Here is a 25,308-nt window from a genome sequence, read left to right as displayed (position 1 = left end):
ACGGCCGCGCGCGTCCGCGCCTAGCGGTTGATCTCGGTCACGGGGTGGTGGTAGCCCAGCTCCTCGACCGGCAGCGGGAAGGTGACCTTGCCGAACGGGGACAACGCGCCCTGCACGTCGCTGGCCAGCTCGGACACCGCGTACTTGCCGTCGGCGGGCGGCTCCGGCCAGTGCGGGTCGATGCGCTCGGGGCGGGCCTTGGCCACGGTTCCTCCTCGGTGGTGCCTTCGTCGGGGACAAGTGTGCCTCATCCGCGCTGGTGGGGGCCCGGGGTGGTCGGCGGGGAAATGCGAGAGCCACGTCACGGGTGTGATCCGTAGCCTCGTGCGGGTGGAGCTGCTGAACGTGGTCGACGTCGAGGCGACGTGCTGGGAGGGCCAACCACCGCCCGGTCAGGTGAACGAGATCATCGAGATCGGCCTGACCTCGGTCTCCCTGACGACCGGCGAACGAGTCACCAAACACCGCATCCTGGTCCGGCCACGACGTTCGACCGTCAGCCCGTTCTGCACGGAGCTGACCGGGTTGACGCAGGCGGAGGTGGACGGCGGCGTGGACTTCGCCGAGGCTTGCCGACTGCTGGCCGTCGAGCACCAGGCGGGCTCGCGCCCTTGGGCGAGCTGGGGCGACTACGACCGCAAGCAGTTCAGGCGGCAGTGCCAGGCGACGGGCGTGCCTTATCCGTTCGGGCGACGGCACTGGAACGCGAAACTGGTCTTCACACAGGCGCACGGCCTGCGCAAACGGCCGGGGATGGCGCAGGCACTGGAGATCGCGGGACTACCGCTGGAGGGCAGGCACCACTCCCGCGCCGACGACGCCTGGAACATCGCCGCCCTTGTCCTGCACTTGGTCGAACGCGACGCCTGGCCGTCCGAGCCGACGACCAGGCCCGAGGACGACCGGTGACGGCGCGCGCCCCGGAGGCCTGAAGACAGAGCCACGTCCCCGGCGGCCGGCGGTGGGGTTTCGGGGGCTGGTCAGCCCGTCGCCGGCAGTCGGCATATACCGTGGTGGGGATGTCCGGCACGACCCTCGCCGAGTGGCTGCGGGCGCAGGACGACTCCGCGCTCGTGGCTCTGCTGCGCGCCCGGCCGGACCTGGCCACGCCCCCGCCGGCGGACACGACCGTGCTCGCCACCCGCATCGGGTCGCGGGCGTCCGTGGCGCGGGCCTGTGAAGACCTCGACACCCTGACCCTCACGGTCCTCGAAGCGCTGCTCGTGCTGGACGCCGACCTCGCACCGGTCCGCCGGAGTGCCGTGCAGGAACTGTTCGGCGCGACCGACATCGGCCCGGCCCTGGACAGGCTGCGCGCCCGTGCCCTGCTGTGGGGCGGCGACCACGCGCTCTCCACCCCGCCGGCGACCCGTGACGCGGTCAACCCGTTCCCCTGCGGCCTCGGCCGGTCCCTGCCGCGCCTCGCCGACGCCGACCTCACCTCGCTCGACCCGGACGAGCACCGCGTCCTGCAGACCCTCGCCGCGGGCCCGCCGGTCGGGCAGACGAAGGACGCGGCGCACGTCGTCTCCCTCGCCAACGCCAAGACCCCGATCCAGAAGCTGCTCGCCCGCGGCCTGCTGGTCCGGCGGGACGCGCAGACCGTCGAGCTGCCCCGCGAGATCGGCCTGAAGGTCCGGGGTGACCGGCCGCTCGGCGCGATCCAGACCACCGAACCGCCGCTGACCACGTTCCGCCGCGACCTGTCCGACGTCGACCACACCGGCGGCGGTGAGGCGTTGGAGCTGTCCCGGCACGTCGAGACGCTGCTCAAGAGCTGGTCGGAGGACCCGCCGGCGGTGCTGCGGTCGGGCGGTGTCGGTGTGCGGGAGCTGCGCAAGCTCGCCAAGGACCTCGACGTGGACGAGCGCCGGGCGGCGCTGCTGGTCGAGCTGGTCGTCAACGCGGGCCTGGTCGCCGACACCGAGGGCCTGGAACCCGAGTGGGTGCCGACCACGCAGACCGACGCGTGGCTGGTCGCCGCGCCCGAGCACCGGTGGGCGACGCTGGCCCAGGCGTGGCTCGACCTGCCGCGCCTGCCGGGTCTGATCGGGCAGCGCGACGACCGCGACCGGCTGCTCAACCCGCTGGCGCCCGAGCTGAACCGGCCCGGCGCCCCCCGTGACCGCAGGCGCATCCTCGAAGCGCTGGCCGCGTTGGCGCCGGGCACCGCCGTCACCGACCCGGACGAGCTGGCCGCCGTGCTGGCGTGGCGGGCGCCCCGGCGCGGCGGGCGGCTGCGGGACGAGCTGGTGCGCTGGACCGTCGAGGAGGGCACGCGGGTCGGTGTGCTCGCGCACAACGCGATCACCTCCCAGGGCCGCACGCTGCTCACCGAGGGGCCCGGCGCGGCGGCGAAACGGCTCGGTGACGCGTTGCCCGCGCCGGTCGACCACGTGCTGGTGCAGGCGGACCTGACGGTGGTCGCGCCCGGCCGGCTGGACCCGGAGCTGGCCGACGAGATCGCGCTGGTCGCGGACGTCGAGTCGGCGGGCAGCGCCACGGTCTACCGGGTGCGGGAGGGGTCGGTGCGGCGGGCGTTCGACGCCGGGCGCAGTGCCGCCGACCTGCACGAGCTGTTCAGGTCGCGGTCGCGCACGCCGGTGCCGCAGTCGTTGACGTACCTGATCGACGACGCCGCCCGCAAGCACGGCAGGTTGCGGGGCGGTTCGGCCGGGTCGTTCCTGCGCTGCGACGACCCCGTGCTGATCACCGAGGTGATGTCGCACGCGGCGGCGGAGCGGCTCGCGCTGCGCAAGATCGCGCCGACCGTGCTGGTGAGCCCGCTGCCGCTGGCGGAGGTGCTGGACGGGTTGCGGGCGGCCGGTTTCGCGCCCGCCGCCGAGGGGCCGGACGGTCACGTGCTGGACCTGCGGGCGAGCGGGCGTCGGATCGCGGGCAAGGGCAGGCGCAGGCCGGTGCCGCCGAGTGCGGCGTCGGACGAGCAGCTGGGCGAGCTGGTGCGGCTGGTGCGGGCGGGCGACCGCGCGGCGACGACCACCGGCGGTGCCCGGGTGTCCGTGCCGGGTCACCTGGGCGCGGGACCGTCGGCGACGCTGGCGTTGTTGCAACGTGCCGCGCGGGAGGGCCGCAGCGTGCTGGTCGACTTCGTGGACGGCCACGGCACCGCCGCCCGCCGCGTGATCACGCCGCAGGTCGTGGGCGGTGGCGTGCTGGAGGGCGTGGACGTCAGCTACGGCGAGGTGCGCCGGTTCCCGCTGCACCGCATCACGTCCGCCGCCCTGGTCGAGGGCGACGGCGCGTAACCCCCGTTCAGCCCCGAAGATCACCCGATTGGTGACGACGTCACGGCCTAGCGTCGAATCGCGGCCTCCGCGCCGCAGCACACGTGCGTCGACCGGCCGGGCGAACCCCGTCCTCTCGGGCACGCGGAAGGGCGGCCTCCTACGAGGAGACCGCCCTTCGGTGCGTGCAACGCCAGATCGGCACGGCTGACCCGCAGGTCAGCCCGCGCGGACCGACATCCACTGGCGCATGGCGTGCTCGACCAACGTGATCAACGTCTGCTTGGTCGACTGCCGGTTGCGCGCGTCGCAAGTCACTATCGGCACCGACTGGTCGATCGTGAGCGCCTCGCGCACGTCCTCGATCCGGTGGTGCAGCAGACCGTCGAAGCAGTTCACCCCCACCACGTACGGCAACTGCCGGTCGTCGAAGAAGTCGATCGAGGCGAACGCGTCCGCCAACCGCCGCGTGTCCACCAGCACGATCGCACCGATCGCGCCGCGCACCAGGTCGTCCCACATGAACCAGAACCGGTGCTGGCCCGGTGTGCCGAACAAGTACAGGATCAAGTCCTGGTCCAGCGACACCCGGCCGAAGTCCATGGCCACCGTCGTGGTGACCTTGTTCGGCGTCGCCGAGAGGTCGTCCACCCCGGCACTCGCCTCGGTCATCACCGCTTCGGTGGTCAGCGGAACGATCTCCGACACGGAACCGACGAACGTCGTCTTGCCCACGCCGAAGCCACCGGCCACCACGATCTTCGCGGAGGTCGTCGGCTTCTTGGCGCCTTCGGCCGCGTTGGGGCTAGAGCCTGCGAAGCCCACTGAGCACCCTCTCAAGGAATTCAATGGACGGCCGGTCCCCCACGACCAAGCCACCCTGGTGAATCAAAACCAAACCCATGCTCGCCATGTCGCCGATCAACACCCGCACCACACCCAGCGGCAGCCGGAGGTGAGCGGCGACTTCGGCCACCGACCTGGTGTCGGTGCACAACCCGCAGATCGACCGGTGCTCGGGGAGCACCGCCGCGTCGCGTTCGAGCCCGCGCTCGCTGGTCGACACCAGCGCCTCGATCGCGAGGTCGTAATCGGGCCGGGTGCGGCCACCGGTCCGGGTGTACGGGCGGACCAGGGACCCGGACTCGGCCGCGGGGTTCTCCTCGCGCCGCACGACCGGCTGCGGACCGGTCGCGTAGGGCACCTGTTCCGGCACGCTGTCGGGCAGGCCGTGGGCACCGAAGAGATCGGCGCCCGGACCCCCGAACAGGCCGCTGCCGTACCCGTCGATGTCGAACCGGTTGGGAACGTCGTCGTAGTCGTACGACGAGTCGTCAACCTCACGCTGAGACATATCGCCTTGCCCCTGCCCTGTGCCTTCGACCCGTGGCGCCGCCGCTTGTTCCGCCCGGCGGGCCCGCCACGAGTTGGGTGCGTCCTCGGCTTCCTCGTCCTGTGCGGGGTCGGCATCCGGCTCAGCGAATTGGAAGCCCCCGACCGCCCACTCCTGGTAGTTGAAGTTCCTACCGAAGCGTCGGCCGCCGGCGCCAGATCGTTCAGCCATTTACCTTCACCCCCACGATCTCATGAGGATCTACCGCCGAACCACGCCCTGGAGCTGCGCGCGCAGCTCCGGGGTGAGCTGTTGGCCCACGCGCTCGACCAGCAACGTCATCTCGTACGCGACGAGGCCGATGTCGCAGTTCGGGGCCGCGAGGACGGCGAGGCACGACCCGTCGCTGATCGACATCAGGAACAGGTAGCCCCGTTCCATCTCGACCACGGTCTGGTTGACCGTGCCCGCCTCGAAGCACCGTGCCGCGCCCGCCGTGAGGCTGACGAGCCCGGATGCCACGGCGGACAGCTGTTCGGCGCGGTCGCGGGGCAGGCCCTGCGAGCCGGCGAGCAGTAGCCCGTCCGCCGACACGACCACGGAATGTGCCACACCGGGAACCCGGCGCACGAAGTCGGTGATAAGCCAACCAAAGCTGCCTGGCTGAGCTGCGGTCGTCACTCCTGCTCCTCGTCTTGCCGGCTCGACATGTCACCAGCGTAAGCGTCGATCAAAGCGTGTCGCCCTCGACGGACGCCCTGCTGAAGACTCGACATGCGTCCACGGATCGCGTCAGCCGATCGTGGTGGCAGCGGGGGCCGCTGCGGTTGCCGCTCCGAAGCCGTCGACTTCGGTGCGGCGGATCCCGGCACAAGCTGAGCCTTGGGCACCCGCTTGGGCAACCCCGCCTGTGTCGTGGTCTCGGGTGCCTTGTTCAGCAAGGCCTGTGCCGCCTGCCAGCCCTCGTCGGCGGGGGACTCCCACACCGACTCGGCGGCGAGCGCGGCCGGCTCGGGTTCGGCGACCGGTTCGGGCTCGGTCACGCGGGACACCTCCGCGGCGCGCTTGGGCAGGTTGTTGGGCGAGCCGGGCTGCCGCTTGGGCAGCCCGCCCTCGGTCAGACTAGTGCCCTCGGCGCGGTTGGACGTCGCTTCGCCCCGTTGGGGCAGCGAACCGGCGTCCGCTTCGCGCATCGGCGGGGGGTTCTGGCCCGAGTCGAGCAGTCCCCGCTGCGGCAGCGGGTCGTCGGACGTGGTGGGCGCGACCGGCGGGATCGGGCGCGGCCGACGGGTCGGCAGGCCCGACTCGGCGGGCGTGGGGCGCTCCGGTTCGGGCGCCGGCGGCACGGCCTGGGCGGTCGCGGCGGACGTCTCGCTGCCCACGGCCTGGAACCACTGCGAGAGGACCGCCTCGTAGATCGGCAGCCGCTCGGTCGGGGCGTCCAAGTCGTGCTCGACCTCCCTGGCGGCGGGCGCGGCGTGCGGCGCGGTCCCGTTGCGGCGCGCGTGCTCCGGTTCCGGCTCGGGTTCGGGCTCGACGAGGAAGCCGCTGTCCACCGGCGCGAACTGGGTCGTCTCGAACCCGTGCCCGTAGTCGGTGTCGTGCTCGGCGCGGTCCTCGTAGGCGGTGAACAGGGTCGGCTCGCCGAACGAGCCCTCCGGTTCGCGGTGGTCGACGTCACGCTCGTCGCCGCGCAGCCACGGCTGGGACACCTCGGCGGGCGTCTCCGCGGGTGCCTGGCCGAACGTGGGCGTCTCGCCGAACGCGGGCACCCGGGCCGGGTCCTGCTCGCCCTGGCCCTGCACGAAGCTCACCGGGAACGCCGGCTCGTCCTCGACGCGGGGCAGGCTCGGGAAGCTGGTGTCCTCGTCGAGGCGGGAGAGCGTGCCGGTGCCGAACGCGCCGGCGATACCGGACGCGCGCTGCGCCGTGGACCCGAACGCGGAATCGCCGAAGCCCGAGTCGGTCGCGCCGCCGAAGCCGCCGGAGTCGCCGAACGCCGAGACGGGCTCGCCGCCCATCGGGGAACCGGGGGCGCCGGGCGAGGCGACCAGCGTGTCGGGCACGAGCACGAGTGCGGTGGTGCCGCCCTCGATGTCCTCGTTGGACCGCAGCCGCACCTTGATGTCATGCCGCTTGGCCAGCCGCGCGACCACGTACAGGCCCATCCGGCGGGACACCGCGACGTCCACGTCCGGCGGGTCGGCGAGCCGCTGGTTGGCGTCGATGAGCTCCTGCTCGCCCATGCCCACGCCGCGGTCCTGGATCTCGATCGCCAGCTCGCCCTTGCGGGTGCGGGCGGTGCGCACGGTGACCTTGGTCACCGGGTCGGAGAACGCGGTCGCGTTGTCCAGCAGCTCCGCGATCAGGTGCACGAGGTCGTTGACCGCGCGGCCCTGGACGGTGAGCTCCGGGGTCTGGCCGACCTGCACGCGGGCGTACTGCTCGACCTCGGACACCGCGGCGCCGAGCACCTCGGCCGCCGGGACCGGGCGGGTCAGCCGGCGGGACAGGTCCGTGCCGGACAGGACCAGCAGGTTCTCGCTGTTGCGCCGCATGCGGGTGGCGAGGTGGTCCAGCTCGAACAGGCTGGCCAGCTGGTCGGGGTCCTGCTCGTCCTGCTCCAGCCGGTCGATCAGGTTCAGCTGGCGCTCGACCAGGGCCTGCGAGCGGCGGGACAGGTTGACGAACATCGAGTTGACGTTGTCGCGCAGCAGGGCCTGCTCGGCGGCCAGCCGCACCGCCTCGCCGTGCACCGCGTCGAACGCCCGGGCCACCTGGCCGACCTCTTCGCGGGTGGTGATCGGCACCGGCGCGATGGCCGTCTTCGCCGCTTCCTGCGGGTTCGGGTCGGCGAGGATCCGGTTGACCGCCTCGGGCAGGCCGTGGTCGGCGACCTCCAGCGCGGTGCGGCGCAGCGTGCGCAGCGGGTTGAGGATCGAGCGGGCCACGAACAGCGCCATGACCAGGGCCAGCAGCAACGCGCCCAGCACGATGCCGGAGTCGCGGAACGCCGCGTTGCGGGCCGCGCCGGTCAGCTCGTCGGTCCGGTTCTGCAGCTGCTCCAGCAGCAGGTTCTCCACGTCCCGGGTGAGGTTCACGGTCAGCGTGGAGGCGATGTCCCACTTCTCCGGGCGCAGCGACGTCATGGGCGCGCGGGCCGCGGCCAGGTTCAGCGCCGTCTCCTGCATGTCGTTCGCGGTGTCGACGATCAGGCCGGTGACGGTGTCGTCGTAGATCTTGGCCTGGTCGGGGGTCGCGGACTTGCGGAAGTCGTTGCGGGCCGCGTCCAGCTCGGCGTTCGCGGCCAGCAGCAGGCGCTCCTGGCCGGGGCCGAAGCCGCCGCGCTGGAAGACGTCGAGCATGATGCCGCGCTTGCGCGACTCCTGCTCCTTGATGCGGGCGATCGCGTTGGTGGCCAGGTGCAGCCGCACGAGCTCGGGCTGGTTGATGCCCGCGATGGCCTGCTCGCCGAGGTCGAGGAGGCTCTCCACCGACTCCGAGTAGGTGCGCAGCACCGCGTCGGACGGGTAGTTGGTCTCGCGGACCGCGTTGCGCAGGCTGTTGAGCCGGTCGAGCTGGCTGGACGCGCGCCGGAAGCGGGTGACCACCTCGTCGTCGAGGTCGGCGCTGAGGTCGGCGATCTTGGCGTTGAGCGCCTGCACGGTGTCCTCGACGCGGCGCAGCTGCCGGTCGAGCACCACGCGGTCGAGCTCGCGGCCGGACGCGACGTGGCTCGCACTGAGGTCCCGCTCACGCTGCAACTGCTGCACGAGGTCGGCGACCGCCGACTCGAGCTGGATCTGGTTCGCCAGCCGGTTGAGGTCGGCCGCGTCGGCGAGGTCGGAGTTGACCCGCAGGCCACCGAGGGCCACCGCGGCGACGGTGGGGATGAGCAGGACGGCGGTCAGCTTGGTGGGCAGTCGCCAGTTGCGCAGCCGCCAGGCTGCCGTGCGGGGCGTCTGCGCCCGTCCGGCTTTGGTCGGCCCGGTACCCGTTTGTTCGGTCACAGTTCCATCACTCAGCGCAGCCAGTCCGTCACCCGTTCCGGGCCTTTCGGAGCGCGGTGGAATCCCCACGCCTGACTGGCTGGGACCTCTCTCTCGACGGGCCACCCTGGGCTTCCTCTTCCGGCAGCAGTGTTCCCCGGCCTCTCCCCCGCGGACCGAAGCATGGACACGAAATCGGGCCGAATTGCAGCACAGGAGCGGTGGTGCCGGCTAGTCAACCCCGCTCCGCGCTCGGTACACGACAGTCTGCGACGACCTGTGCCACCAGGCGGGGAGCGTAGTGGTCGACCCCAGCCCCGGGGAAGACTCCGGAAGCACTCACCGTATCGGAGCAGGGCTGTCGTTTCATACCTCTGGGTGGTTACCATCCCCCGCATCGACAAGTGCGTCGAGAAATTCGTTGATCAAAAAGACCCGCCCTCTGTGGTCATCCCGGCGAGAGGTGCCATGCCTACCCCAGCGCGTGTTCTGCGACGTGCGGCAGCGTTGTTCGCGTGTGCCGCCACCTTGACGGCGTGCGGACTGATCCCCGGCACCGATGGGAACAGCCGCCCCGACGTGGAACGCAGCACACTGCGCATCGGTGTGCTGCCCGTGGTGGACGTGGCACCGCTGCGCCTGGCGTTCAACAACAAGCTGTTCGAGAAGGCCGGCCTTCAGGTGCAGCTGGTGCCGCTGAACAGCGAGGACGAGGGCGTCAAGCAGCTCGACACCACGCTGGACCTGACCTGGGCGACGCACGTCACGCTGTTCCGCAGCTTCGCCGAGAACCCGCAGCTGCAGCTGCAGGGCGAGGCGTACCAGGCGGGCGCGAACACGATGGCGCTGGTCACGCTCAACCAGGACTACGACAGCCCGGGCAAGCTGCGCGAGCCGCGCATCGCCGTGCCGTCCACCGGTGACGTCGGCGCGCTGACCACGAAGGCCGTGCTCAAGACGGCGGGCGTGGAGAAGCAGCGGATCAGGATGACCGAGATGCCGTTCGAGCAGATGGTCAGCGCGATGGAGGCCAAGCAGGTCGACGCGGCGTGGATGACCGAGCCGTACATCACGCAGGCGCAGGCAGGCGCCGGTGCGCGCATCCTCACCGACACCGCGGTCGGCCCGACCAAGGACTTCCCCATGTCCGGGTACGCGTCGAGCAAGAAGTTCGCCGATGGCAACCCGCGCACGCTGGCCCTGTTCCGGCAGGTCCTGCGGGACGCGCAGGAGGCGGCGTCGAACGACAAGCTGTCCGTGCAGAACGCGCTGACCGGCTACATGGACGTCGACCAGCGGACCGCGGCCCTGGTGTCGGTCGGCACGTTCCCGCTGTCGCTCAACCCGGTCCGCTTGCAGCGGGTCGCCGACATGATGGACACCGAAGAGGTGCTGCCGCAGCGGTTGGACGTCGGCGGGTTGTTGCCGCCCGGAACCGTGAACTGACTCAGCGTCAGCGAGAAGCGTTGCGATAGGGGCCTTCCCAATGCGGGAAGGCCCCTCTTTTTTCGATTTCCGCCTCGGTGGGAACCCGATCCTGCGTCAACCGAGTCTCGACGCAGTCGCGGATCAGGCTTCGGTCAAGCAGATCGTCGTAGCGGGCTGTGAGTAAACGGCTACGGTGTCGCCACTCTCGCACTCGTTCTCGTCCGCCCGACCCGTCACGACCTTGCCCACCTTGTAGGTGGCACCGCCCGAATCGCAGGCCACCTTGGTGGTTTTGCCCGCGACAATCGAGCCTTCCTCCTTGAAGCAGTCGCCCTCGGCAGCGTTGAGCACCAGGCACAGCTTGAAGCCGTTGCTGCGCCGGCCGCCGCTGTCCGAGTACTCGGCGTAGTCGCCGTCCGGGCAGGAGTCGGCGCTGCTGTCGAGGTTGGCGGCGACCTTGAAGGCGGCTTCGGCCGACGAGCAGTCGACCTTCTCCACGTCGGCGTCGCTGACGCTCGCCGAGATGACCTTGATGCAGTCGCCCGCCTCGGCCCCGGACGGGCCGGTGAGGTTGGCGATGATGCCCGCGACGACGACGCCCACGATGCCCAGCGCGACCACGGCGACCAGCGCTTTCGCGCCGCGGGACGTGCCCTTGGGCGGTGGCGGGAACTGCTGCGGGTAACCCGGCTGACCCGGCTGTCCGAACTGGCCGGGCTGGCCGAACTGGCCCGGCTGACCGAATTGCCCGGGCTGGCCGGGGTGACCCGGCTGACCGTACTGGCCGGGGTGACCCGGCTGACCGAATTGACCGGGCTGACCGAACTGCCCCGGCTGACCGGGGTACTGGGTCTGGCCCGGGTACTGCGGTTGGCCGGGGTACGGGGCCTGGCCCGGTTGGTCGGGCTGGGGCGGCTGGCCGGGGTAGCCGGGCTGCGCGTACTGGGGTGGCTGACCCGGGTAGCCGGGCATCGGCTGGTAGCCGGGGTCCTGCGGCGGGTACGCCTGGCCGGGCTGGTGGGCCGGGAAGCCCTGCGGCGATGAGGGCGGACCCCAGCCGGGCTGCTGGGGCGGTGGGGAGCCCTGCGGCTCACCGTGGGGATTGGGAGGCGTGGTCACCTGGCGTTCCTCTCGACATCGGCGAGCGGAACGTACCCCCGGGCGGCCGGCGGGCGCAGCGATTTCAGGGCAGGTCGGACACGCGGACCAGGCAGAACGTGACAACGGGCTCGACGTACGTCACACGCTGGCCGTTCGGGCACTCCACCGGCTCGCGGTCGATGCTCACCACCCGGACCGCCTTGGCGGCCGTGCAGTCGGCCTTGCGCACCCCCGACGCCTTGTCGTTCTCGTAGCAGGCGCCCTCGACGAAGTTGGGCATCAGGCACAACGTGTCCGTGCCGGTGAAGACCGTGTACGGCGCACCGCCCTTGGGGCACTGCGAAGCCTCTTCCACCACCTTGGCCACGCGCACGTTGGCGTGCGGCGACCGGCAGTCCAACGCCCGGTATGCGGCACCCTGCTCGGCCCGTTCGAGGTGCGCGCAGACGCCCGGCCCCGCGCTCTTCGGCTCACCGCCGAGCAGCGTGACCGCGAACGCGCCCGCCACCACGACCGCGACCGCGCCGACACCCCACCCGATCTTCCGCATGGAACAGGAGATCGGCACGGCCGCGCGCCGGGTTGAGCGAATTCACCCGCGAGTGTCCTGCGGGCGGGCCGCCGGGTGGGGACGGTCACATCTCGGGGAGCCCCAGGCAGTACGTGACGGGCGGCTCCGGGTAGGCCATGCCCGCGCCGTCCGGGCAGGCTTCCAGGTCGTTGACGTCCTGGATGACCCTGATCACCTTGAACGTGTCGTTGCCCACGCAATCGGTCTTGACGAACCCGCTGCCCTCGTCGGCCTTGTAGCAGGCGCCCTCGACCATGTTGGGCAGCAGGCACAGCCGGTACCCGTCGCCGACACCGCCGGCCGGGACGATCTCGGTGTAGATGCCGTCCTCGGAGCAGGTGCTGTCGGTCGTCTCCAGGACCTTGCCCACCTTGTACGACGCCTTGTCGGCGGAGCAGTCGAGGGTCTCGACGTCGGCGCGGTTGTCGTTCTCGGCGGTCACGCTGACGCAGTCGCCGACCTCGGCGTTCGCGGAGCCCCTGGTGAGGAAGTACACGCCGAACGCGACGATGGCGATCAGCAGCAGGACCAGCAGGGCGATCAGGACCTTCCGGCCGTTGCCGCCGGAACCGCGGGTCTCGTTCGCGGCGGGTGCGTGGGAGGCCGGTTCGGCGGAGGCCACGGGGTCGGCGGCGGGCGCCGGGCGGGCACCGGTCACGGCGGTCGGGCCGGCGGGCGTCACGGGCTCGTTGCCCTCCACCGCGCGTTCACGCGCGCCCTCGCCGGGCTCGGGGGTGGTGTTGTCCCCCGGTTCGGTGGAGCCGGAGCCGAGCCCCGTCGAGGCGGGGGTCGAGAGCCGCTGCTCCCCGGCCGACTGGGCGGCGTCCCGCGAGGCCGCGATGCGGTCGGCGTCGGCGGGCGGCACGGCGGGACGGGCGGCGGGACGGGCGGCGGGATCACCGGCGGCCCCGGTCGGCACGTCGTCGTCGGGTCGACTCGGCTCGTTGCTCATGATCATCCTCGCTGGCCGGGGTGCGCGTGACGTCCCAGAAGGTAACGCCACGCGCACCCGCGAGGTGGATCAGGCTTCCTCGGCCGGCGCGAAGCAGAAGGTCGTCTTCGGCTCGGCGTAGGTCAGCGGCGTGGCGTCGCCGCAGGCCGTCTCGTCCACGCTGCCCTTGACCAGCTTGGTCAGCTTCAGCACGCCGGACTTGCCGCAGTCGACGGCCGGGTACCCCATCTGGGTCCCGCCCTCCACGTCGTAGCACTGGCCCTCGACCAGGTTCGGCACCAGGCAGAGCTTCGAGTCCGGGCCACGACGGGCGGTCTCGGTGTACTCGTCGTAGTACTCACCGGGGCAGGCCTCGGTGGTGGAGCCGAGCACCTTTCCGATGGTGTAGTTCGCCTCGGCCGAGCCGCAGTCGACGTTCTTGAACTCCGGCTTGCTGCTGGTGCCGGTCACGCTGGCGCACTCGCCGGCCTTGGACTGGGCCGCGTCGCTGGTGAAGTAGTTGATGCCGTAGACCACCACAGCGGCCACCGCGAGACCGATGATCGCCGTGAGGATCCGGGCGACGATGCCCTTCTTCTTCGGCGCCGGCGGAATCTGCTGCGGCTGCGGGGCGTTCTGGTACTGCGGGGCGCCGTGCTGCGGGCCGCCCTGGTACTGCGGTGCGGACGCGGGCATGTCCGTGCTCATGAAGGACCTTCGTTCCATCCGGGGAGGCCCCGAATCCCACGCCGAGCGGCGCGGTGGGGCGGAGGGACGCTATCGACTGCGTCACACGGGCGTACGCGGCTTTACCGAACCGAGTCCGTAAGCGTTGGGTATGCGTTCGCGTACCGTCCGCATCCGACTTGCGCCCGGTATGCACACTTGAAGGACACCAAGCGACAGGAGCGCGCACTCGTGACCGACGGCCCTTTGATCGTCCAGTCGGACAAGACCCTGCTGCTGGAGGTCGAGCACCCGCTGTCGGACGACGCGCGCACCGCCATCGCGCCGTTCGCCGAGCTCGAACGCGCCCCCGAGCACGTCCACACCTACCGCATCACGCCGCTGGCGCTGTGGAACGCGCGTGCCGCGGGTCACGACGCCGAGCAGGTGGTCGACGCGCTGGTCCGGTTCTCCCGCTACCCCGTGCCGCAGCCGCTGCTGGTGGACGTGGTCGACACGATGGGTCGGTTCGGCCGGCTCCAGCTGGCCAACCACCCCGCGCACGGCCTGGTGCTGAACTCGCTGGACCGCGCCGTGCTGGAGGAGGTGCTCCGGCACAAGAAGGTCAAGCCGATGCTCGGCGAGCGGGTCGACGACGACACGGTGATCGTGCACCCGAGCGAACGCGGCCGGCTCAAGCAGCTGCTGCTCAAGATCGGCTGGCCGGCCGAGGACCTGGCCGGGTACGTCGACGGCGAGGCGCACCCGATCGAACTGGTCGAGGACGGCTGGGAGCTGCGCGACTACCAGCGGCGGGCCGCGCAGGCGTTCTGGGCGGGCGGCTCGGGCGTGGTCGTGCTGCCGTGCGGGGCGGGCAAGACGCTGGTCGGCGCGGCGGCGATGGCCGAGGCGGGCGCGACGACGTTGATCCTGGTCACGAACACCGTCGCGGGCAGGCAGTGGAAGCGCGAGCTGGTCGCGCGGACGTCGTTGACCGAGGACGAGATCGGCGAGTACTCCGGCGAGCGCAAGGAGATCCGGCCGGTCACCATCGCGACCTACCAGGTGATCACGCGCAAGTCGAAGGGCGAGTACAAGCACCTGGAGCTGTTCGACTCGCGGGACTGGGGCCTGATCGTCTACGACGAGGTGCACCTGCTGCCCGCGCCGGTGTTCCGGATGACCGCCGACCTGCAGTCACGGCGTCGGCTCGGCCTGACCGCGACGCTGGTGCGCGAGGACGGCCAGGAGGGCGACGTGTTCTCGCTCATCGGGCCCAAGCGGTACGACGTGCCGTGGCGGGACATCGAGGCGCAGGGCTGGATCGCGCCCGCCGAGTGCACCGAGGTGCGGGTGACGCTGACCGACAACGAACGGCTGGAGTACGCGACGGCCGAGCCGGAGGAGCGCTACAAGCTGTGCTCGACGGCCCGGACGAAGCTGCCGGTGGTGCGGGCCATCCTGGACCAGCACCCGGGCGAGCCGACGTTGGTGATCGGGGCCTACCTGGACCAGCTGGAGTCGCTGGGCGAGGCGCTGGACGCGCCGATCATCCAGGGTTCGACGAAGAACAAGGAGCGCGAGGCCCTGTTCGACCGGTTCCGGCGCGGTGAGCTGCGGACGTTGGTGGTGTCGAAGGTGGCGAACTTCTCCATCGACCTGCCCGAGGCGTCGGTGGCCGTGCAGGTGTCGGGGACGTTCGGGTCGCGGCAGGAGGAGGCGCAGCGGCTCGGCCGGTTGTTGCGGCCCAAGGGTGACGGGCGGCAGGCGCACTTCTACTCCGTCGTGTCGCGGGACACCTTGGACACCGACTACGCCGCGCACCGGCAGCGGTTCCTGGCGGAGCAGGGTTACGCCTACCGGATCGTGGACGCCGACGACCTGCTCGGCCCCAAGCTGCCCGAGGTGAGCTGAGGCCGTGACCCGGATCGCACCGTTACCCCGCTGGTGGAGGTGGCGGCCGGACGCCGACGTCGACGCGATCCGCCGTGCCGCCAGGCGGCGCTGGACGCGGGTGACCGAGTGGGACGTCGTGCTCGCGGCCGGGGCGCGGGACGTGGTGCACTGCGAGCAGTTCGCCGATCCCGCGCAACGCCGCCGCGCGGGCCGGTGGTGCGCGCACTTCGACGCACTGCGCGACCTGGACCCGCGCCGCGTCGCGCAGGTCGAGCGGCTGCTGTGGCGGGCGTTGGTGGCGTTGCGGGACAGCCAACCGCTGCGGGAGGCGTTGGCGCGCACCGAGAACCGGCCCGGCCTGGCCGCCGCGATCGCCGAGCCGACCCGTGAGCTGGCCGAACTGGACCGTCGCCTGGACCAGTTCGAGGACGCGTTGCGGATCGTCGTGGAGGAGCTGGACCCGGAGCTGACCGGCACCGCACTGCGCCGGGTCGCCGCCCTGGACCCGCTCTAAGCTCGTCCGGTGCTGGTCTACTCGATCCCGATGCGCAACCGGTTCCGCGGCATCACGGTGCGCGAGGGCGTGCTGCTGGAAGGGTCCGCCGGGTGGGGTGAGTTCTGCGCGTTCCTCGACTACTCCGACGAGGAGTGCGCGCCCTGGTTGGCGTGCGCGCTGGAGGCGGCCGAGCAGGGCTGGCCCGCGCCGGTCCGTTCCGAGATCCCGGTCAACTGCACGGTTCCCGTCGTCTCGCCGGAACGCGCGCACGAGATCGTCGCCCGTTCGGGCTGCTCGACGGCGAAGGTGAAGGTGGCCGATCCCGGCACACCGCCGGCCGACGACCTGGCGCGTGTCGAGGCGGTGCGTGACGCGCTCGGGCAGTCGGGCGCGATCCGGGTCGACGCGAACATGGCGTGGGACGTCGACACGGCGGTCGCCGCGATCCGCGAGCTGGACCGTGCGGCTCGGGGCTTGGAGTACGTCGAGCAGCCGTGCCCGTCGATCGAGGAGCTGGCGGCGGTGCGGCGGCGGGTCGACGTGCGGATCGCGGCCGACGAGTCGATCCGGCGGGCCGAGGACCCGTTGAAGGTGGCGGTGGCCGGTGCCGCCGACGTGGCGGTGATCAAGGTCGCGCCGCTGGGCGGTGTGCGCCGGGCGTTGGCCGTGGCGGAGGCGTGCGGCCTGCCGTGCGTGGTGTCGTCGGCGGTGGAGACCTCGGTCGGCATGGCCGCCGGCCTGGCACTGGCCGCCGCCCTGCCCGAGCTGGACTTCGCCTGCGGCCTGGGCACCCTGCCCCTGCTGACCGGCGACGTGACCACCGACTCCCTCGTCCCGGTCAACGGCCACCTCCCCGTCCCCACCCACGCCCCGAACCCCGACCGCTTCACCGACTTCGCCGCCGACCCGTCCACCACCACCCGCTGGCTCACCCGCCTCGACCGGGTCCGGGAGGTGGCACGAGCGTCGGGTCGGGGAAGACCGTGAGGCGGGCGATGCCGGTAGTGGTGGTGGTGAGGACGGCCATGCCCCAGGGTTTGCCCTGGTGGTAGGTGTAGGTGGCCGGGTGGTCGTTGGCGGTGGTGGGGTGCATTCGCCAGTCGCCCGGGGTGCCGATGACGGTGGCCAGGAAGGTCAGGCAGGTGGCGCGGCCGGCGAACCAGGTCGATGAGCCGGCGACTTCGAGTGACGCGTCGGCGCGGAGCGCGCGTTCCAGGGCCGACAGGTCCGAGTTCTCGAAGCCCGCGATGTACTCCGACAGCAACGCCCGTGCCCGCGGTGACGTCGGTTCGACCAGGTCGTCCGCGGTCGGCGCGACTTCGTCCAGGGTGGCGCGGGCCCGTTGCAGGGCGCTCTTCACCGAGGCCACGGTCGTGTCCAGCATCCGCGCGACCTCGGTGGCCGGGATGGCCAGCACCTCCCGCAGGATCAGCACGGCCCGCTGGCGCGGCGGCAGGTGTTGCAGGCCCGCGATCAGCGCCAGGCGCAGGTCGTGGCGGGAGGTCACCACGGCGGCCGGGTCGTCGGACTCCGGGGTGACCAGCGCGTCCGGCAGCGGCTCCAGCCACTCGACGTCGGCCGCCGTCGCGTCCAGGGTTGACGGCAGTTCGCGGCGACGGCGGCCCCGCAACGCGTTCAGGCAGGCGTTCGTGGCGATCCGGTACAGCCAGACCCGCACCGACGACCGGCCCTCGAAGCCGTCGAACGACCGCCACGCGCGCAGGTACGTCTCCTGCACCACGTCCTCGGCCTCGTGCCGCGACCCGAGCATCCGGTAGCAGTGGGCCAGCAGTTCCCGCCGGAACGGCTCGGTGGCCTGCTCGAACGACGTCACACCAGCCCCAGCCTCGGCCGCGCCCACGACGCGAACCGGGCGATCGCGTCATCGGCCTCCGGCGCGCGCCCGGCGGCCATCTGGAAGGTGTGCACCTGCTCCTCGAACACGTCCAACCGCACCTCGACCCCCGCGTTCTTCAGCCGGTCGACCAGCATCCCGCTGTCGTCGAGCAGTGTCTCGTGCGACCCGACCTGCACGAACAGCGGCGCGAGACCGGTCAGGTCGGCGTGCAGCGGGTTGGCCAGCGGGTCGCGCCGGGAACCGTCCGGGCCGAGGTAGAGCTCCACCAGGCCGTCGACGAAATCGCGGTAGAAGTAGCCGTCGGTCTCCGCGTTGGTCGACCACGTCCGCCCCGTCAGCTCCAGGTCGACCCACGGCGAGATCGCCATCACGGCCGCGGGCACGGGCAGGCCGGCGGCGCGGGCGTTGAGCTGGGTGGTGATGGTCAGGCCGCCGCCCGCCGAGTCACCCGCGAAGGCGATGTGGCGTGCCTCGAACGACCCCAGCAGCCACCGGTAGACGTCGGTGACCGCGTCGACCTGCGCCGGGTGGACGTGCTCGGGCGCGAACGGGTACCGGAACAGCAGCGCCCGCGCGCCAACAGCCTTGGCGAGGTGCCCGTAGAGCTTGCGGTGCGTGTACATCGAGCCGGCCACGTAACCGCCGCCGTGCACGCACATCAGCACGCGGTCGGCCGCGGCGCCGTGCGGCAGCAGCCACATCGCGGGCGTGCCCGGCTCGTCGGTCTCGACGTAGTCGACCCCGCGCGGCTCGGCGGTCAGGTCACCCCAGCTCTCCGGGTCCATCGGCCGCCCGTTGAGCCGGTCGACCGTCCACCGCTCGTACATCGCCCGCACCGCCGCCGACTGCTCGCTCGCCATCGCCCTGCCTCCTCGATCGTGGTGTCCGGGAGTGCAGACCTGCGGGCAGACCGAAAGGAATCGGTCGGATGCTGACTTAGGCTGGACCGTCAACCACCTCGCGCCTTGGAGGCACACCCATGTCCGTCGACTCCGCCCACGGCGGCACCACGCGAACGTTGCAGTCCCTGCTGATGGACACCGGCGGGCTGGCCGACCTGCTGGACGCCGACACCGTGCAGACCTGGGCCAGACTCTCGGAGGGCCTGAGAAGGAGCTTCGAGAGCTTCCTCGCGCAGATGGACGGCACCACGCGCCCGTCCTACACCGCCGACCTGTGCACGGCGTACTACGCGTACGGGAAGCCCACCCGATTAAAGGAAGGGTTCCTCGGCACGAAGTTCACCGGCGTCTCGACGATCGTGGTCGAGCTGCTGGAGAAGTTCATGCGCCGCAACGGGCAGTGGACCTACCTGGAGCAGCAGGACTGGTTCCGGTCCGGGGACTACGTCGTCGCCGTCGAGGTGAACTACTACCCGGACCGGTCGGGCGCCAACGACCGCCCGGAGTTCCACAAGGACACCGCGGGCATCAACGTGTTCGCGAACCTGATCTTCGCCAACACGCAGCCGATGGAGGCGACCGAGTGGTTCGCCGACCTCGAGGAGCCGAGCGCCAAGCGGGCGCAGTGGCAGCGGGACCACCTGCCCGCGGGCTACCTCAAGGACCTGGGCCTCGCCCGGGTGGCCCTGCGCGGCAAGGACACCGGCGCGGTGCCCGGCGGAGTGGCCCACAAGCAGTACACCTACGTCTCGTGGGTGGACGACCTGGTGTGGCACTCCACGCCGGCTGAGAGGCGGCGGGTCAAGTTCACCGCCGAGGCCGCACGGCGGGCCTACCCGAAGCTGAACGCCACCCTCGCCGGCGACTTCGGGTTCGTCGACCAGGAGTTGCAGGTGGCCGTGCTCGGTGCCGAGCTGGTCAGGTCCTTCGCCGACGACCCCGGCACCCACCTGCACCGGTGGATGGTGGAGCAGAAGCAGCCGGTCCGCGACATCGACACCGCACGGACGGCGTGGCGGGCGGTGTACCAGGGCGACGGCGGCAAGACCCGGTACGACCAGGACGCGGACACCCGCAGCCGCATGACGTGGCGGATCACCGGGAAGTACGCCATCGCGAACTCCCCCGACCCGAACCTGCCCGGCAGCGAGGAGATCCTCGAGACACCCGCCGGCCTGTCGAACCGCGAGCGCTCCAACAGCCTGGACGAGCACCAGGAGGCGTTGCGGAAGGTGCGCGCGGCCAACGTCGGGACGCCGCGCGCGTTCATCCGGACGTGGGTGCGGCTGGTGGCCAAGGACAGCGGCGAGCTGACGTGACCGGACGGCCGTCGCCCACCCCGCCTCAGGGGTGGGTGATGGCCGCGCCGAGGCTGCGGACGACGCCGTCCGTGCGGTCGAGGGCTTCGGTGCGGCGGGGATTCGCGGGGACGCGGGTCAGGTCGACCACGCGGATCGGCGGGCCGAACTCGACCAGCGTCGGCACGTAGGACGCCTCCGCCACGGTCCAGCCCGAGGGCCCCTTCACGAACTTGAAGCGGGTGACGATGCCCTCCTCGGTGATGCCGCGCGGCTCGGAGTGGCGGGCCACCTCGTTGCCCATGCCGTAGACGACCCACTTGCCGTTGACCTGCTCGATCGGTTGCACGGCGTGCACGTGGGTGCCGATGATCAGGTCGACCGCCGGGTCCGCCAGCACGGCCCGCGCCATCTCCTTCTGCTGCGGCGTCGCCTCGTGCTGGTACTCGTTGCCCCAGTGCAGGCTCGCCACCACGACCTCGGCACCGGCCGCCTTCGCCGCACGGGCCGCCGTCAGCACGCCCTCGGTGGACAGCTGGTTCGCCATCCACGGCTGGGGCAGGGGGATGCCGTTGAACCCGTACGTGAACGCGATGTGCCCGACCTTCACCCCGCGCACGTCCAGCAGCAGCGGTGTCGCGGACTCCTCGGGCGTGCGGAACGAGCCGGTGTGCTTGAGCCCGGCCGCGTCCATCACGTCGAGCGTCGTCCTGATCGCCGGCGCGCCCCGGTCGAGGGTGTGGTTGGACGAGGTGGAGCAGCTGTCGTAGCCGATCTCCTTCAACGCCGACGCGACCTCGGGCGGCGCGCTGAACGCCGGGTAGCCGTAGGTCGGGGCGCCGGGCGCGGACAGCGGCGTCTCCAGGTGGCAGATCGACACGTCGGCGGCGATCGCCTCGCGCAGGCCTTCCAGCAGCGGCACGAAGTTGCGCGCGCCATCGGCGTCGGCCTGCTCGGTCAGCGCCGGGTGGATCAGGATGTCGCCGCCCGCGGCCAGCGTGAACGACGGCGGCTCGGGTGCGGCCGAGGAGGTGGTCGACGCGGGTGTCCGCGGGGTCGTGATCACGACCGGCGACCCGGTGCACCCCACCAGCACGCACAAGCAGGCGACCAGCCCGAGGACCGATCGCCTGCCGCGCGCGTTCAGCGGTGCCGCCCGCGGAACCTGCGCACCAGCAGCGCCACCACCAGCAGCCCGGCCGCCGCCGGCAGCACCCGCTTGAGCACGGGCGTGCCCGCCGTGTCGAGCAGGTCGAGCGGCTCGTCGGGCACGGCGCGCAGGTGCGGCCTGGCGGTGGTCTCCGGAGAAGTCACCTCCTCAGCTTCCGCCGGCGCGAGCCGCGTCGCCAGGCATTCCGCGAACTCGTCGATGATCCGGCCGCTGACCTCGCCGATCAGGCCCCGGCCGAGCTGGGCGGGACGGCCGGTGATGTTCAGGTCGGTGACCACCGACACCTCGGTGGCGTCGGCGGCCGCGGTCAGCGCCACCGACACGGTCGCGGACGCGGTGCCGTTGCCGCGGGTGTCCTTGCCGGACGCCTTGAGCACGGCGGCGTGCACCCGTTCGTCGACGGACGTGAACTCGCCGGTGCCCTTGTAGAGCAAGGTCACCGGCCCGAGCTTGACCTTGACCGTGCCGGTGAACCGCTGCCCCTCGACCCCGGTGAGGGTGGCGCCCGGCATGCACGGCGCCACCTTCTCCGGGTCGAGCAGCGCGGCCCACACGTCCGGCACGGGCGCGGGGACGGTGAACCGGTGTTCGAGCTTCATGCGCTCACCGCGGCCGTCACCGCCCGTTCGGTGAGCACGCGGGCCAGGTGCGACCGGTACTCGGCGTCGGCGTTGCCGTCGCTGGGCGGATCGGCGCCCTCGGCGGCACGGGTGGCCGCCGACGTGATCGCCTCGGCCGTCGCGGGCTGCCCGACCAGCGCTTCCTCCACGCCACGGGCCCGGACGGGGGTCGGGCCCATGTTGGTCAGGCCGACGCGGGCGTCGGCGATCTTCCCCTCGGACACGCGCACCGCGGCGGCCACCGCGACGATCGACCACGCCTGCGCGACCCGGTTGAACTTCTCGTAGTGCGCGCCCCACCCGGTCAGCTTGGGCACCTTGACGTGGGTGAGCAGCTCGTCGGGCGCCAGCGCGGTGGTGAAGTAGTCGACGAAGAACCGCGCCGCCGGCACTTCCCGCGTGCCGTTCGGCCCGGCGCACACCATCACCGCGTCCAGCGCCAACGCCGGTGCGAGCAGGTCCCCGGCCGGGTCGGCGTGGGCGAGCGAGCCGCCGAACGTGCCGCGGTGCCGCACCTGCGGGTCGGCGACGGTGTCCGTGGCCAGGCACAGCAGCCGGGCGTGCTCGCGCACCAACGGGTCCCGTTGCACCTCGTAGTGCGTGGTCATGGCCCCGATGCGGAGCGAGTCGCCGTCATCGTGCACGCCGGTCAGCTCGGTCAGCCCGGACAGGTCGACCACCAGGGTCGGCACGGCCAGCCGCATCCGCAGCACCGGGATGAGGCTCTGCCCGCCGGCCATCGCCTTGGCGTCCTCGCCGCCCGCGGCCAGGGCGCGCACCGCCTCGTCCACGGTGGTGGGCGCGACGTAGTCGAACGCGGCCGGGATCATTCCGCACCCCCTCGGGCGTCGATGCTGCCGAGGCCGCCGCCGGCTCCGGGAGTGGTCGGCACGCCGTCACCGCGGCCGTGGATCGCCTTCCACACCCGCATCGGGGTGCACGGCATCTCGACCTCGGAGACGCCCATGTGCCGCACCGCGTCGACGATCGAGTTGACCACGGCGGGCGTGGACGCGATCGTGCCCGCCTCGCCGACGCCCTTCACGCCCAGCGGGTTGCTGGTCGCGGGCGTCTCGGTGCGGTCGGTGGTGAAGTGCGGCAGGTCGACCGCGGACGGCAGCAGGTAGTCGGCGAGGGTGGCCGTGGTGAGCGTGCCGTACTCGTCGTGCACCGCCTCCTCGTAGAGGGCCTGCGCGATGCCCTGCGCCAGGCCGCCGTGCACCTGGCCCTCCACGATCAGCGGGTTGACCACCTTGCCGACGTCGTCCACGCACACGTACGAGCGGATCTTCACCGCGCCGGTCTCCGTGTCGACCTCGGTCGCGCACAGGTGCGTGCCGTGCGGGTAGGAGAAGTTCTCCGGGTCGAACGTGGCCTCGGCGTCCAGGCCGGGCTCGACACCGTCCGGCAGGTTGTGCGCGACGTGCGCGGCGACCACCACGTCGCCCAGTGCCATGGTCGTGGACGTGCCGCGCACGGAGAACGTGCCGGCGGTGAACTCGACGTCGTCCTCGGCGACCTCCATCAGGTGCGCGGCGACCGTGCGGGCCTTGGCCAGCACCTTGTCCGCGGCCAGCACCACCGCCACGCCGCCCACGGCCAGCGACCGGGAGCCGTAGCTGTCCATGCCGCGGTGCGAGACGCGGGTGTCGCCGTGCAGCACCTCGACGTCCTCGAACGCCACGCCGAGCCGGTCGGCCACGATCTGGCTCCACGCCGTCACGTGCCCCTGGCCGTGCGGCGACGTGCCGGTGATCAGCTCGACCTTGCCGGTGGGCAGCATCCGGATCGCCGCGTGCTCCCAGCCGCCCGCCGCGTACCGGAGGGCGCCGAGCACGCGGGACGGCGCGAGCCCGCACATCTCGGTGTAGGTGGAGATCCCGACGCCGAGCTGCACCGGGTCGCCGTTGGCGCGGCGTTCGACCTGCTCGGCGCGCAGCGCGTCGTAGCCGAACAGCTCCTTGGCGCGGGCGGTGGCGGCCTCGTAGTTGCCGGAGTCGTAGGTGAGGCCGGCGACCGTGGTGAACGGGAACTCCTCGTGCCTGATCCAGTTCTGCTCGCGCAACTCCAGCGGGTCGACGCCCAGCTCGGCGGCCAGCTCGTCCATGATCCGCTCGATCGCGAACGTGGCCTCCGGCCTGCCCGCGCCGCGGTACGCGTCGGTGGGCACCTTGTTGGTGAACACGTTCGTGCAGGTGAAGCGGTAGGCCGGGAACTTGTAGATGGCGTTGAACATGAACGCGCCCAGGATCGGCACGCCCGGTGACACCAGCCGCAGGTAGGCGCCCATGTCGGCGAGCAGGTCCACCTTCAGGCCGGTGACCGTGCCGTCGCGGCGGGCCGAGATCGTGATGCGCTGCACCTGGTCGCGGCCGTGGTGGGCGGACAGCATCGACTCGGTGCGCGACTCGGTCCACTTGACCGGCTTGCCGAGCCGGCGCGCCACCAGCAGGGTCAGCACCTCTTCGGGCGTGACCTGGAGCTTGCCGCCGAAGCCGCCGCCGACGTCCGGCGCGATCACCCGGATCTGCTGCTCCGGGATGCCGAGCACGGCCGACAGCATCCACCGCAGGATGTGCGGCACCTGCGTGGACGACCACATCGTCACCGAGCCGGGTGACGGGTCGACCACGACCGAACGGGGTTCCATGAACGCCGGGATCAGCCGCTGCTGGCGGAACGTGCGCTCGACTACCACTTCGGCGTCGGCGATCGCCTGGTCGACGTCGGACCCGGTGCCCGCCTCGGCGGAGTCGAACACCCAGGTGGCGCTCTTGTTCGTGCCCAGGTCGGGGTGGACGAGGTCGGCGTCGTCCTCGACCGCGCGGTCGAGGTCGAGCACGACCGGCAGGTCCTCGTAGTCCACGTCGATCGCGGCCAGCGCGTCGTGCGCCTCGGCCGCGCTGCGGGCCACCACCAGGGCGACGGCCTCGCCGGCGAAGTTGACCTGGTCGACGGCCAGCGACGGCGCGGGCGGCGCGAGCATGTCCTCGGTGATCGGCCACGCGCACGGCAGGCTGCCCTGCTCGGCGGCCAGGTCCTGGCCGGTGAGCGCGACCAGCACGCCGGGCATCTTCACGGCCTCGGTGACGTCGATCGAGGTGATCCGGGCGTGCGCGACCGGGCTGCGCAGCACCGCCATGTGCAGCATGCCGGTGAGCTGCAGGTTGTCGGTCCACCGGGTGGCGCCGGTGATCAGCCGGGCGTCCTCCTTGCGCCTTCGGGCCTTACCGACCTCGGGTTCGGCGGTGGCGGTCATTCGCCACCCCCGGCGTGCATGGGTGCGCGGTCGACCACGGCCGTCTCGTCCACGCGCTCCGCTTCGGGGCCGGAGCCGGGGCTCATCTTCTGCGCCGCGTCACGGACCGCGCGCACGATGTTCTGGTAGCCGGTGCAGCGGCAGAGGTTGCCCTCCAGGCCGTGCCGCACCTCGTCCTCGTCGGGGTCGGGGTTGTCCGCGAGCAGGTCGATGGCCTGCATGATCATGCCGGGGGTGCAGAACCCGCACTGCAACGCGTGGTTCTGGTGGAACGCTTCCTGGACGGGGTGCAGCTGCCCGTCGCGGGCGATTCCCTCGATCGTGGTGACCTCGCGGTCGTTCGCCTGGACCGCGAGCACGGCGCACGACTTCACGCTGTGGCCGTCGAGGTGGACCGTGCACGCGCCGCAGTTGCTGGTGTCACAGCCCACGACCGTGCCCGTCTTGCCGAGTCGTTCGCGCAGGTAGTGGACCAGCAGCGTGCGTGGTTCGACGTCGTCGCGGTACTCCACCCCGTCGACGGTGACCGATATCCGCATGAACC

The 25,308-nt window shown here is 71.8% G+C and carries 23 protein-coding genes; 7 read left to right on the top strand and 16 right to left on the bottom strand.

Features of this window, described 5'->3' with window-relative positions; all coding sequences use genetic code 11:
* Positions 1-20: 20 nt before the first annotated feature.
* Positions 21-206, bottom strand: a complete 186-nt coding sequence (locus B0I31_RS21205; protein WP_077005610.1) for a hypothetical protein — start codon at positions 204-206, stop codon at positions 21-23.
* 103 nt (positions 207-309) lie between these two features.
* On the opposite strand from B0I31_RS21205, the gene B0I31_RS21200 reads away from it, so the two are divergent.
* A complete protein-coding gene (locus tag B0I31_RS21200; RefSeq protein WP_245950193.1) occupies positions 310-909 on the top strand; it encodes a 3'-5' exonuclease in 600 nt (199 codons plus the stop codon).
* Positions 910-1,019: 110 nt separating this feature from the next.
* Entirely contained in the window at positions 1,020-3,266 is a 2,247-nt protein-coding gene (locus B0I31_RS21195) for a helicase-associated domain-containing protein (RefSeq protein ID WP_106617123.1), read from the top strand.
* Positions 3,267-3,464: 198 nt separating this feature from the next.
* On the opposite strand, the gene B0I31_RS21190 is transcribed toward B0I31_RS21195, so the two are convergent.
* The 4 genes from B0I31_RS21190 to B0I31_RS21175 are packed head-to-tail and all read right to left on the bottom strand — an operon-like array spanning position 3,465 to position 8,588.
* The gene (locus B0I31_RS21190) at positions 3,465-4,070 is read right to left on the bottom strand and encodes a GTP-binding protein (protein WP_106617122.1); all 606 of its coding nucleotides are present in this window, start codon (positions 4,068-4,070) and stop codon (positions 3,465-3,467) included.
* Entirely contained in the window at positions 4,051-4,809 is a 759-nt protein-coding gene (locus B0I31_RS21185) for a DUF742 domain-containing protein (RefSeq protein WP_106617121.1), read from the bottom strand. Before B0I31_RS21185 ends, B0I31_RS21190 begins: the two co-directional genes overlap by 20 nt.
* Before the next feature lie 30 nt (positions 4,810-4,839).
* Complete coding sequence (locus B0I31_RS21180) at positions 4,840-5,259, bottom strand: roadblock/LC7 domain-containing protein (RefSeq protein ID WP_033442969.1); 420 nt, start codon at positions 5,257-5,259, stop codon at positions 4,840-4,842.
* A complete protein-coding gene (locus B0I31_RS21175; RefSeq protein ID WP_245950191.1) occupies positions 5,256-8,588 on the bottom strand; it encodes a sensor histidine kinase in 3,333 nt (1,110 codons plus the stop codon). Before B0I31_RS21175 ends, B0I31_RS21180 begins: the two co-directional genes overlap by 4 nt.
* Positions 8,589-9,146: 558 nt before the next feature.
* Between B0I31_RS21175 and B0I31_RS21170 the strand changes: the two genes are divergently transcribed.
* On the top strand, positions 9,147-10,013 hold the full coding sequence (locus B0I31_RS21170; protein WP_245950189.1) for an ABC transporter substrate-binding protein: 867 nt from the start codon (positions 9,147-9,149) through the stop codon (positions 10,011-10,013).
* A 123-nt stretch (positions 10,014-10,136) separates the two neighbouring features.
* Here the strand turns inward: B0I31_RS21170 and B0I31_RS21165 are convergent, their stop codons facing one another.
* The 4 genes from B0I31_RS21165 to B0I31_RS21150 all read right to left on the bottom strand — a co-directional run bounded on the left by B0I31_RS21165 (position 10,137) and on the right by B0I31_RS21150 (position 13,306).
* Positions 10,137-11,114, bottom strand: a complete 978-nt coding sequence (locus tag B0I31_RS21165) for an LppU/SCO3897 family protein (protein ID WP_219910751.1) — start codon at positions 11,112-11,114, stop codon at positions 10,137-10,139.
* A 64-nt stretch (positions 11,115-11,178) separates the two neighbouring features.
* Complete coding sequence (locus B0I31_RS21160; protein WP_106617117.1) at positions 11,179-11,646, bottom strand: LppU/SCO3897 family protein; 468 nt, start codon at positions 11,644-11,646, stop codon at positions 11,179-11,181.
* A gap of 85 nt (positions 11,647-11,731) precedes the next feature.
* Positions 11,732-12,619: an LppU/SCO3897 family protein gene (locus B0I31_RS21155; RefSeq protein WP_106617116.1), complete on the bottom strand. Its 888-nt coding sequence runs from the start codon at positions 12,617-12,619 to the stop codon at positions 11,732-11,734.
* A gap of 69 nt (positions 12,620-12,688) precedes the next feature.
* The gene (locus tag B0I31_RS21150; RefSeq protein ID WP_106617115.1) at positions 12,689-13,306 is read right to left on the bottom strand and encodes an LppU/SCO3897 family protein; all 618 of its coding nucleotides are present in this window, start codon (positions 13,304-13,306) and stop codon (positions 12,689-12,691) included.
* Positions 13,307-13,516: 210 nt separating this feature from the next.
* On the opposite strand from B0I31_RS21150, the gene B0I31_RS21145 reads away from it, so the two are divergent.
* From B0I31_RS21145 to B0I31_RS21135, 3 genes are read left to right on the top strand one after another with little or no spacing between them, the layout of a single operon-like run.
* The gene (locus B0I31_RS21145; protein ID WP_106617114.1) at positions 13,517-15,178 is read left to right on the top strand and encodes a DNA repair helicase XPB; all 1,662 of its coding nucleotides are present in this window, start codon (positions 13,517-13,519) and stop codon (positions 15,176-15,178) included.
* Between the two features lie 4 nt (positions 15,179-15,182).
* On the top strand, positions 15,183-15,674 hold the full coding sequence (locus B0I31_RS21140) for a hypothetical protein (RefSeq protein ID WP_106617113.1): 492 nt from the start codon (positions 15,183-15,185) through the stop codon (positions 15,672-15,674).
* Between the two features lie 9 nt (positions 15,675-15,683).
* Positions 15,684-16,643, top strand: coding sequence for an o-succinylbenzoate synthase (locus B0I31_RS21135; RefSeq protein WP_106617112.1), 960 nt, complete (start codon positions 15,684-15,686; stop codon positions 16,641-16,643).
* Here B0I31_RS21135 and B0I31_RS21130 read toward each other — a convergent pair.
* Positions 16,585-17,490: an RNA polymerase subunit sigma-70 gene (locus B0I31_RS21130; protein WP_106617111.1), complete on the bottom strand. Its 906-nt coding sequence runs from the start codon at positions 17,488-17,490 to the stop codon at positions 16,585-16,587. The two genes, B0I31_RS21135 and B0I31_RS21130, sit on opposite strands and share 59 nt — an antisense overlap.
* The gene (locus B0I31_RS21125) at positions 17,487-18,374 is read right to left on the bottom strand and encodes an alpha/beta hydrolase (protein ID WP_106617110.1); all 888 of its coding nucleotides are present in this window, start codon (positions 18,372-18,374) and stop codon (positions 17,487-17,489) included. The genes B0I31_RS21130 and B0I31_RS21125 overlap by 4 nt, the downstream gene beginning before the upstream one ends.
* A gap of 119 nt (positions 18,375-18,493) precedes the next feature.
* On the opposite strand from B0I31_RS21125, the gene B0I31_RS21120 reads away from it, so the two are divergent.
* Positions 18,494-19,735 carry a hypothetical protein gene (locus tag B0I31_RS21120; protein ID WP_106617109.1) on the top strand — a complete coding sequence of 414 codons (1,242 nt, stop codon included), beginning with the start codon at positions 18,494-18,496 and terminating at the stop codon, positions 19,733-19,735.
* 25 nt (positions 19,736-19,760) lie between these two features.
* On the opposite strand, the gene B0I31_RS21115 is transcribed toward B0I31_RS21120, so the two are convergent.
* The 5 genes from B0I31_RS21115 to B0I31_RS21095 are packed head-to-tail and all read right to left on the bottom strand — an operon-like array spanning position 19,761 to position 25,303.
* On the bottom strand, positions 19,761-20,861 hold the full coding sequence (locus B0I31_RS21115; protein WP_106617108.1) for a CapA family protein: 1,101 nt from the start codon (positions 20,859-20,861) through the stop codon (positions 19,761-19,763).
* Positions 20,858-21,484 (bottom strand): SRPBCC family protein, encoded by a 627-nt coding sequence (locus tag B0I31_RS21110; protein WP_106617107.1) that lies wholly within the window; start codon positions 21,482-21,484, stop codon positions 20,858-20,860. The genes B0I31_RS21115 and B0I31_RS21110 overlap by 4 nt, the downstream gene beginning before the upstream one ends.
* On the bottom strand, positions 21,481-22,335 hold the full coding sequence (locus tag B0I31_RS21105) for an FAD binding domain-containing protein (RefSeq protein ID WP_106617106.1): 855 nt from the start codon (positions 22,333-22,335) through the stop codon (positions 21,481-21,483). The genes B0I31_RS21110 and B0I31_RS21105 overlap by 4 nt, the downstream gene beginning before the upstream one ends.
* Positions 22,332-24,764 carry a xanthine dehydrogenase family protein molybdopterin-binding subunit gene (locus tag B0I31_RS21100; RefSeq protein WP_106617105.1) on the bottom strand — a complete coding sequence of 811 codons (2,433 nt, stop codon included), beginning with the start codon at positions 24,762-24,764 and terminating at the stop codon, positions 22,332-22,334. The genes B0I31_RS21105 and B0I31_RS21100 overlap by 4 nt, the downstream gene beginning before the upstream one ends.
* A complete protein-coding gene (locus B0I31_RS21095; protein WP_106617104.1) occupies positions 24,761-25,303 on the bottom strand; it encodes a (2Fe-2S)-binding protein in 543 nt (180 codons plus the stop codon). Before B0I31_RS21095 ends, B0I31_RS21100 begins: the two co-directional genes overlap by 4 nt.
* Between the last annotated feature and the right edge of the window lie 5 nt (positions 25,304-25,308).

This window comes from Saccharothrix carnea (genome assembly GCF_003014735.1).
Taxonomy (GTDB): domain Bacteria; phylum Actinomycetota; class Actinomycetes; order Mycobacteriales; family Pseudonocardiaceae; genus Actinosynnema; species Actinosynnema carneum.
Note: the sequence above shows the minus strand (reverse complement) of the source record. Positions and strands in the feature narration are given on the sequence as shown.

What these genes read in the sequence shown, in the direction of transcription:
- B0I31_RS21195 (WP_106617123.1), top strand. Translation starts at nt 1,020, where the DNA reads ATGTCCGGCACGACCCTCGCCGAGTGGCTGCGGGCGCAGGACGACTCC.
- B0I31_RS21185 (WP_106617121.1), bottom strand. Translation starts at nt 4,809, where the DNA reads ATGGCTGAACGATCTGGCGCCGGCGGCCGACGCTTCGGTAGGAACTTC.
- B0I31_RS21160 (WP_106617117.1), bottom strand. Translation starts at nt 11,646, where the DNA reads ATGCGGAAGATCGGGTGGGGTGTCGGCGCGGTCGCGGTCGTGGTGGCG.
- B0I31_RS21155 (WP_106617116.1), bottom strand. Translation starts at nt 12,619, where the DNA reads ATGAGCAACGAGCCGAGTCGACCCGACGACGACGTGCCGACCGGGGCC.
- B0I31_RS21150 (WP_106617115.1), bottom strand. Translation starts at nt 13,306, where the DNA reads ATGAGCACGGACATGCCCGCGTCCGCACCGCAGTACCAGGGCGGCCCG.
- B0I31_RS21125 (WP_106617110.1), bottom strand. Translation starts at nt 18,374, where the DNA reads ATGGCGAGCGAGCAGTCGGCGGCGGTGCGGGCGATGTACGAGCGGTGG.
- B0I31_RS21120 (WP_106617109.1), top strand. Translation starts at nt 18,494, where the DNA reads ATGTCCGTCGACTCCGCCCACGGCGGCACCACGCGAACGTTGCAGTCC.
- B0I31_RS21110 (WP_106617107.1), bottom strand. Translation starts at nt 21,484, where the DNA reads ATGAAGCTCGAACACCGGTTCACCGTCCCCGCGCCCGTGCCGGACGTG.
- B0I31_RS21105 (WP_106617106.1), bottom strand. Translation starts at nt 22,335, where the DNA reads ATGATCCCGGCCGCGTTCGACTACGTCGCGCCCACCACCGTGGACGAG.
- B0I31_RS21100 (WP_106617105.1), bottom strand. Translation starts at nt 24,764, where the DNA reads ATGACCGCCACCGCCGAACCCGAGGTCGGTAAGGCCCGAAGGCGCAAG.
- B0I31_RS21095 (WP_106617104.1), bottom strand. Translation starts at nt 25,303, where the DNA reads ATGCGGATATCGGTCACCGTCGACGGGGTGGAGTACCGCGACGACGTC.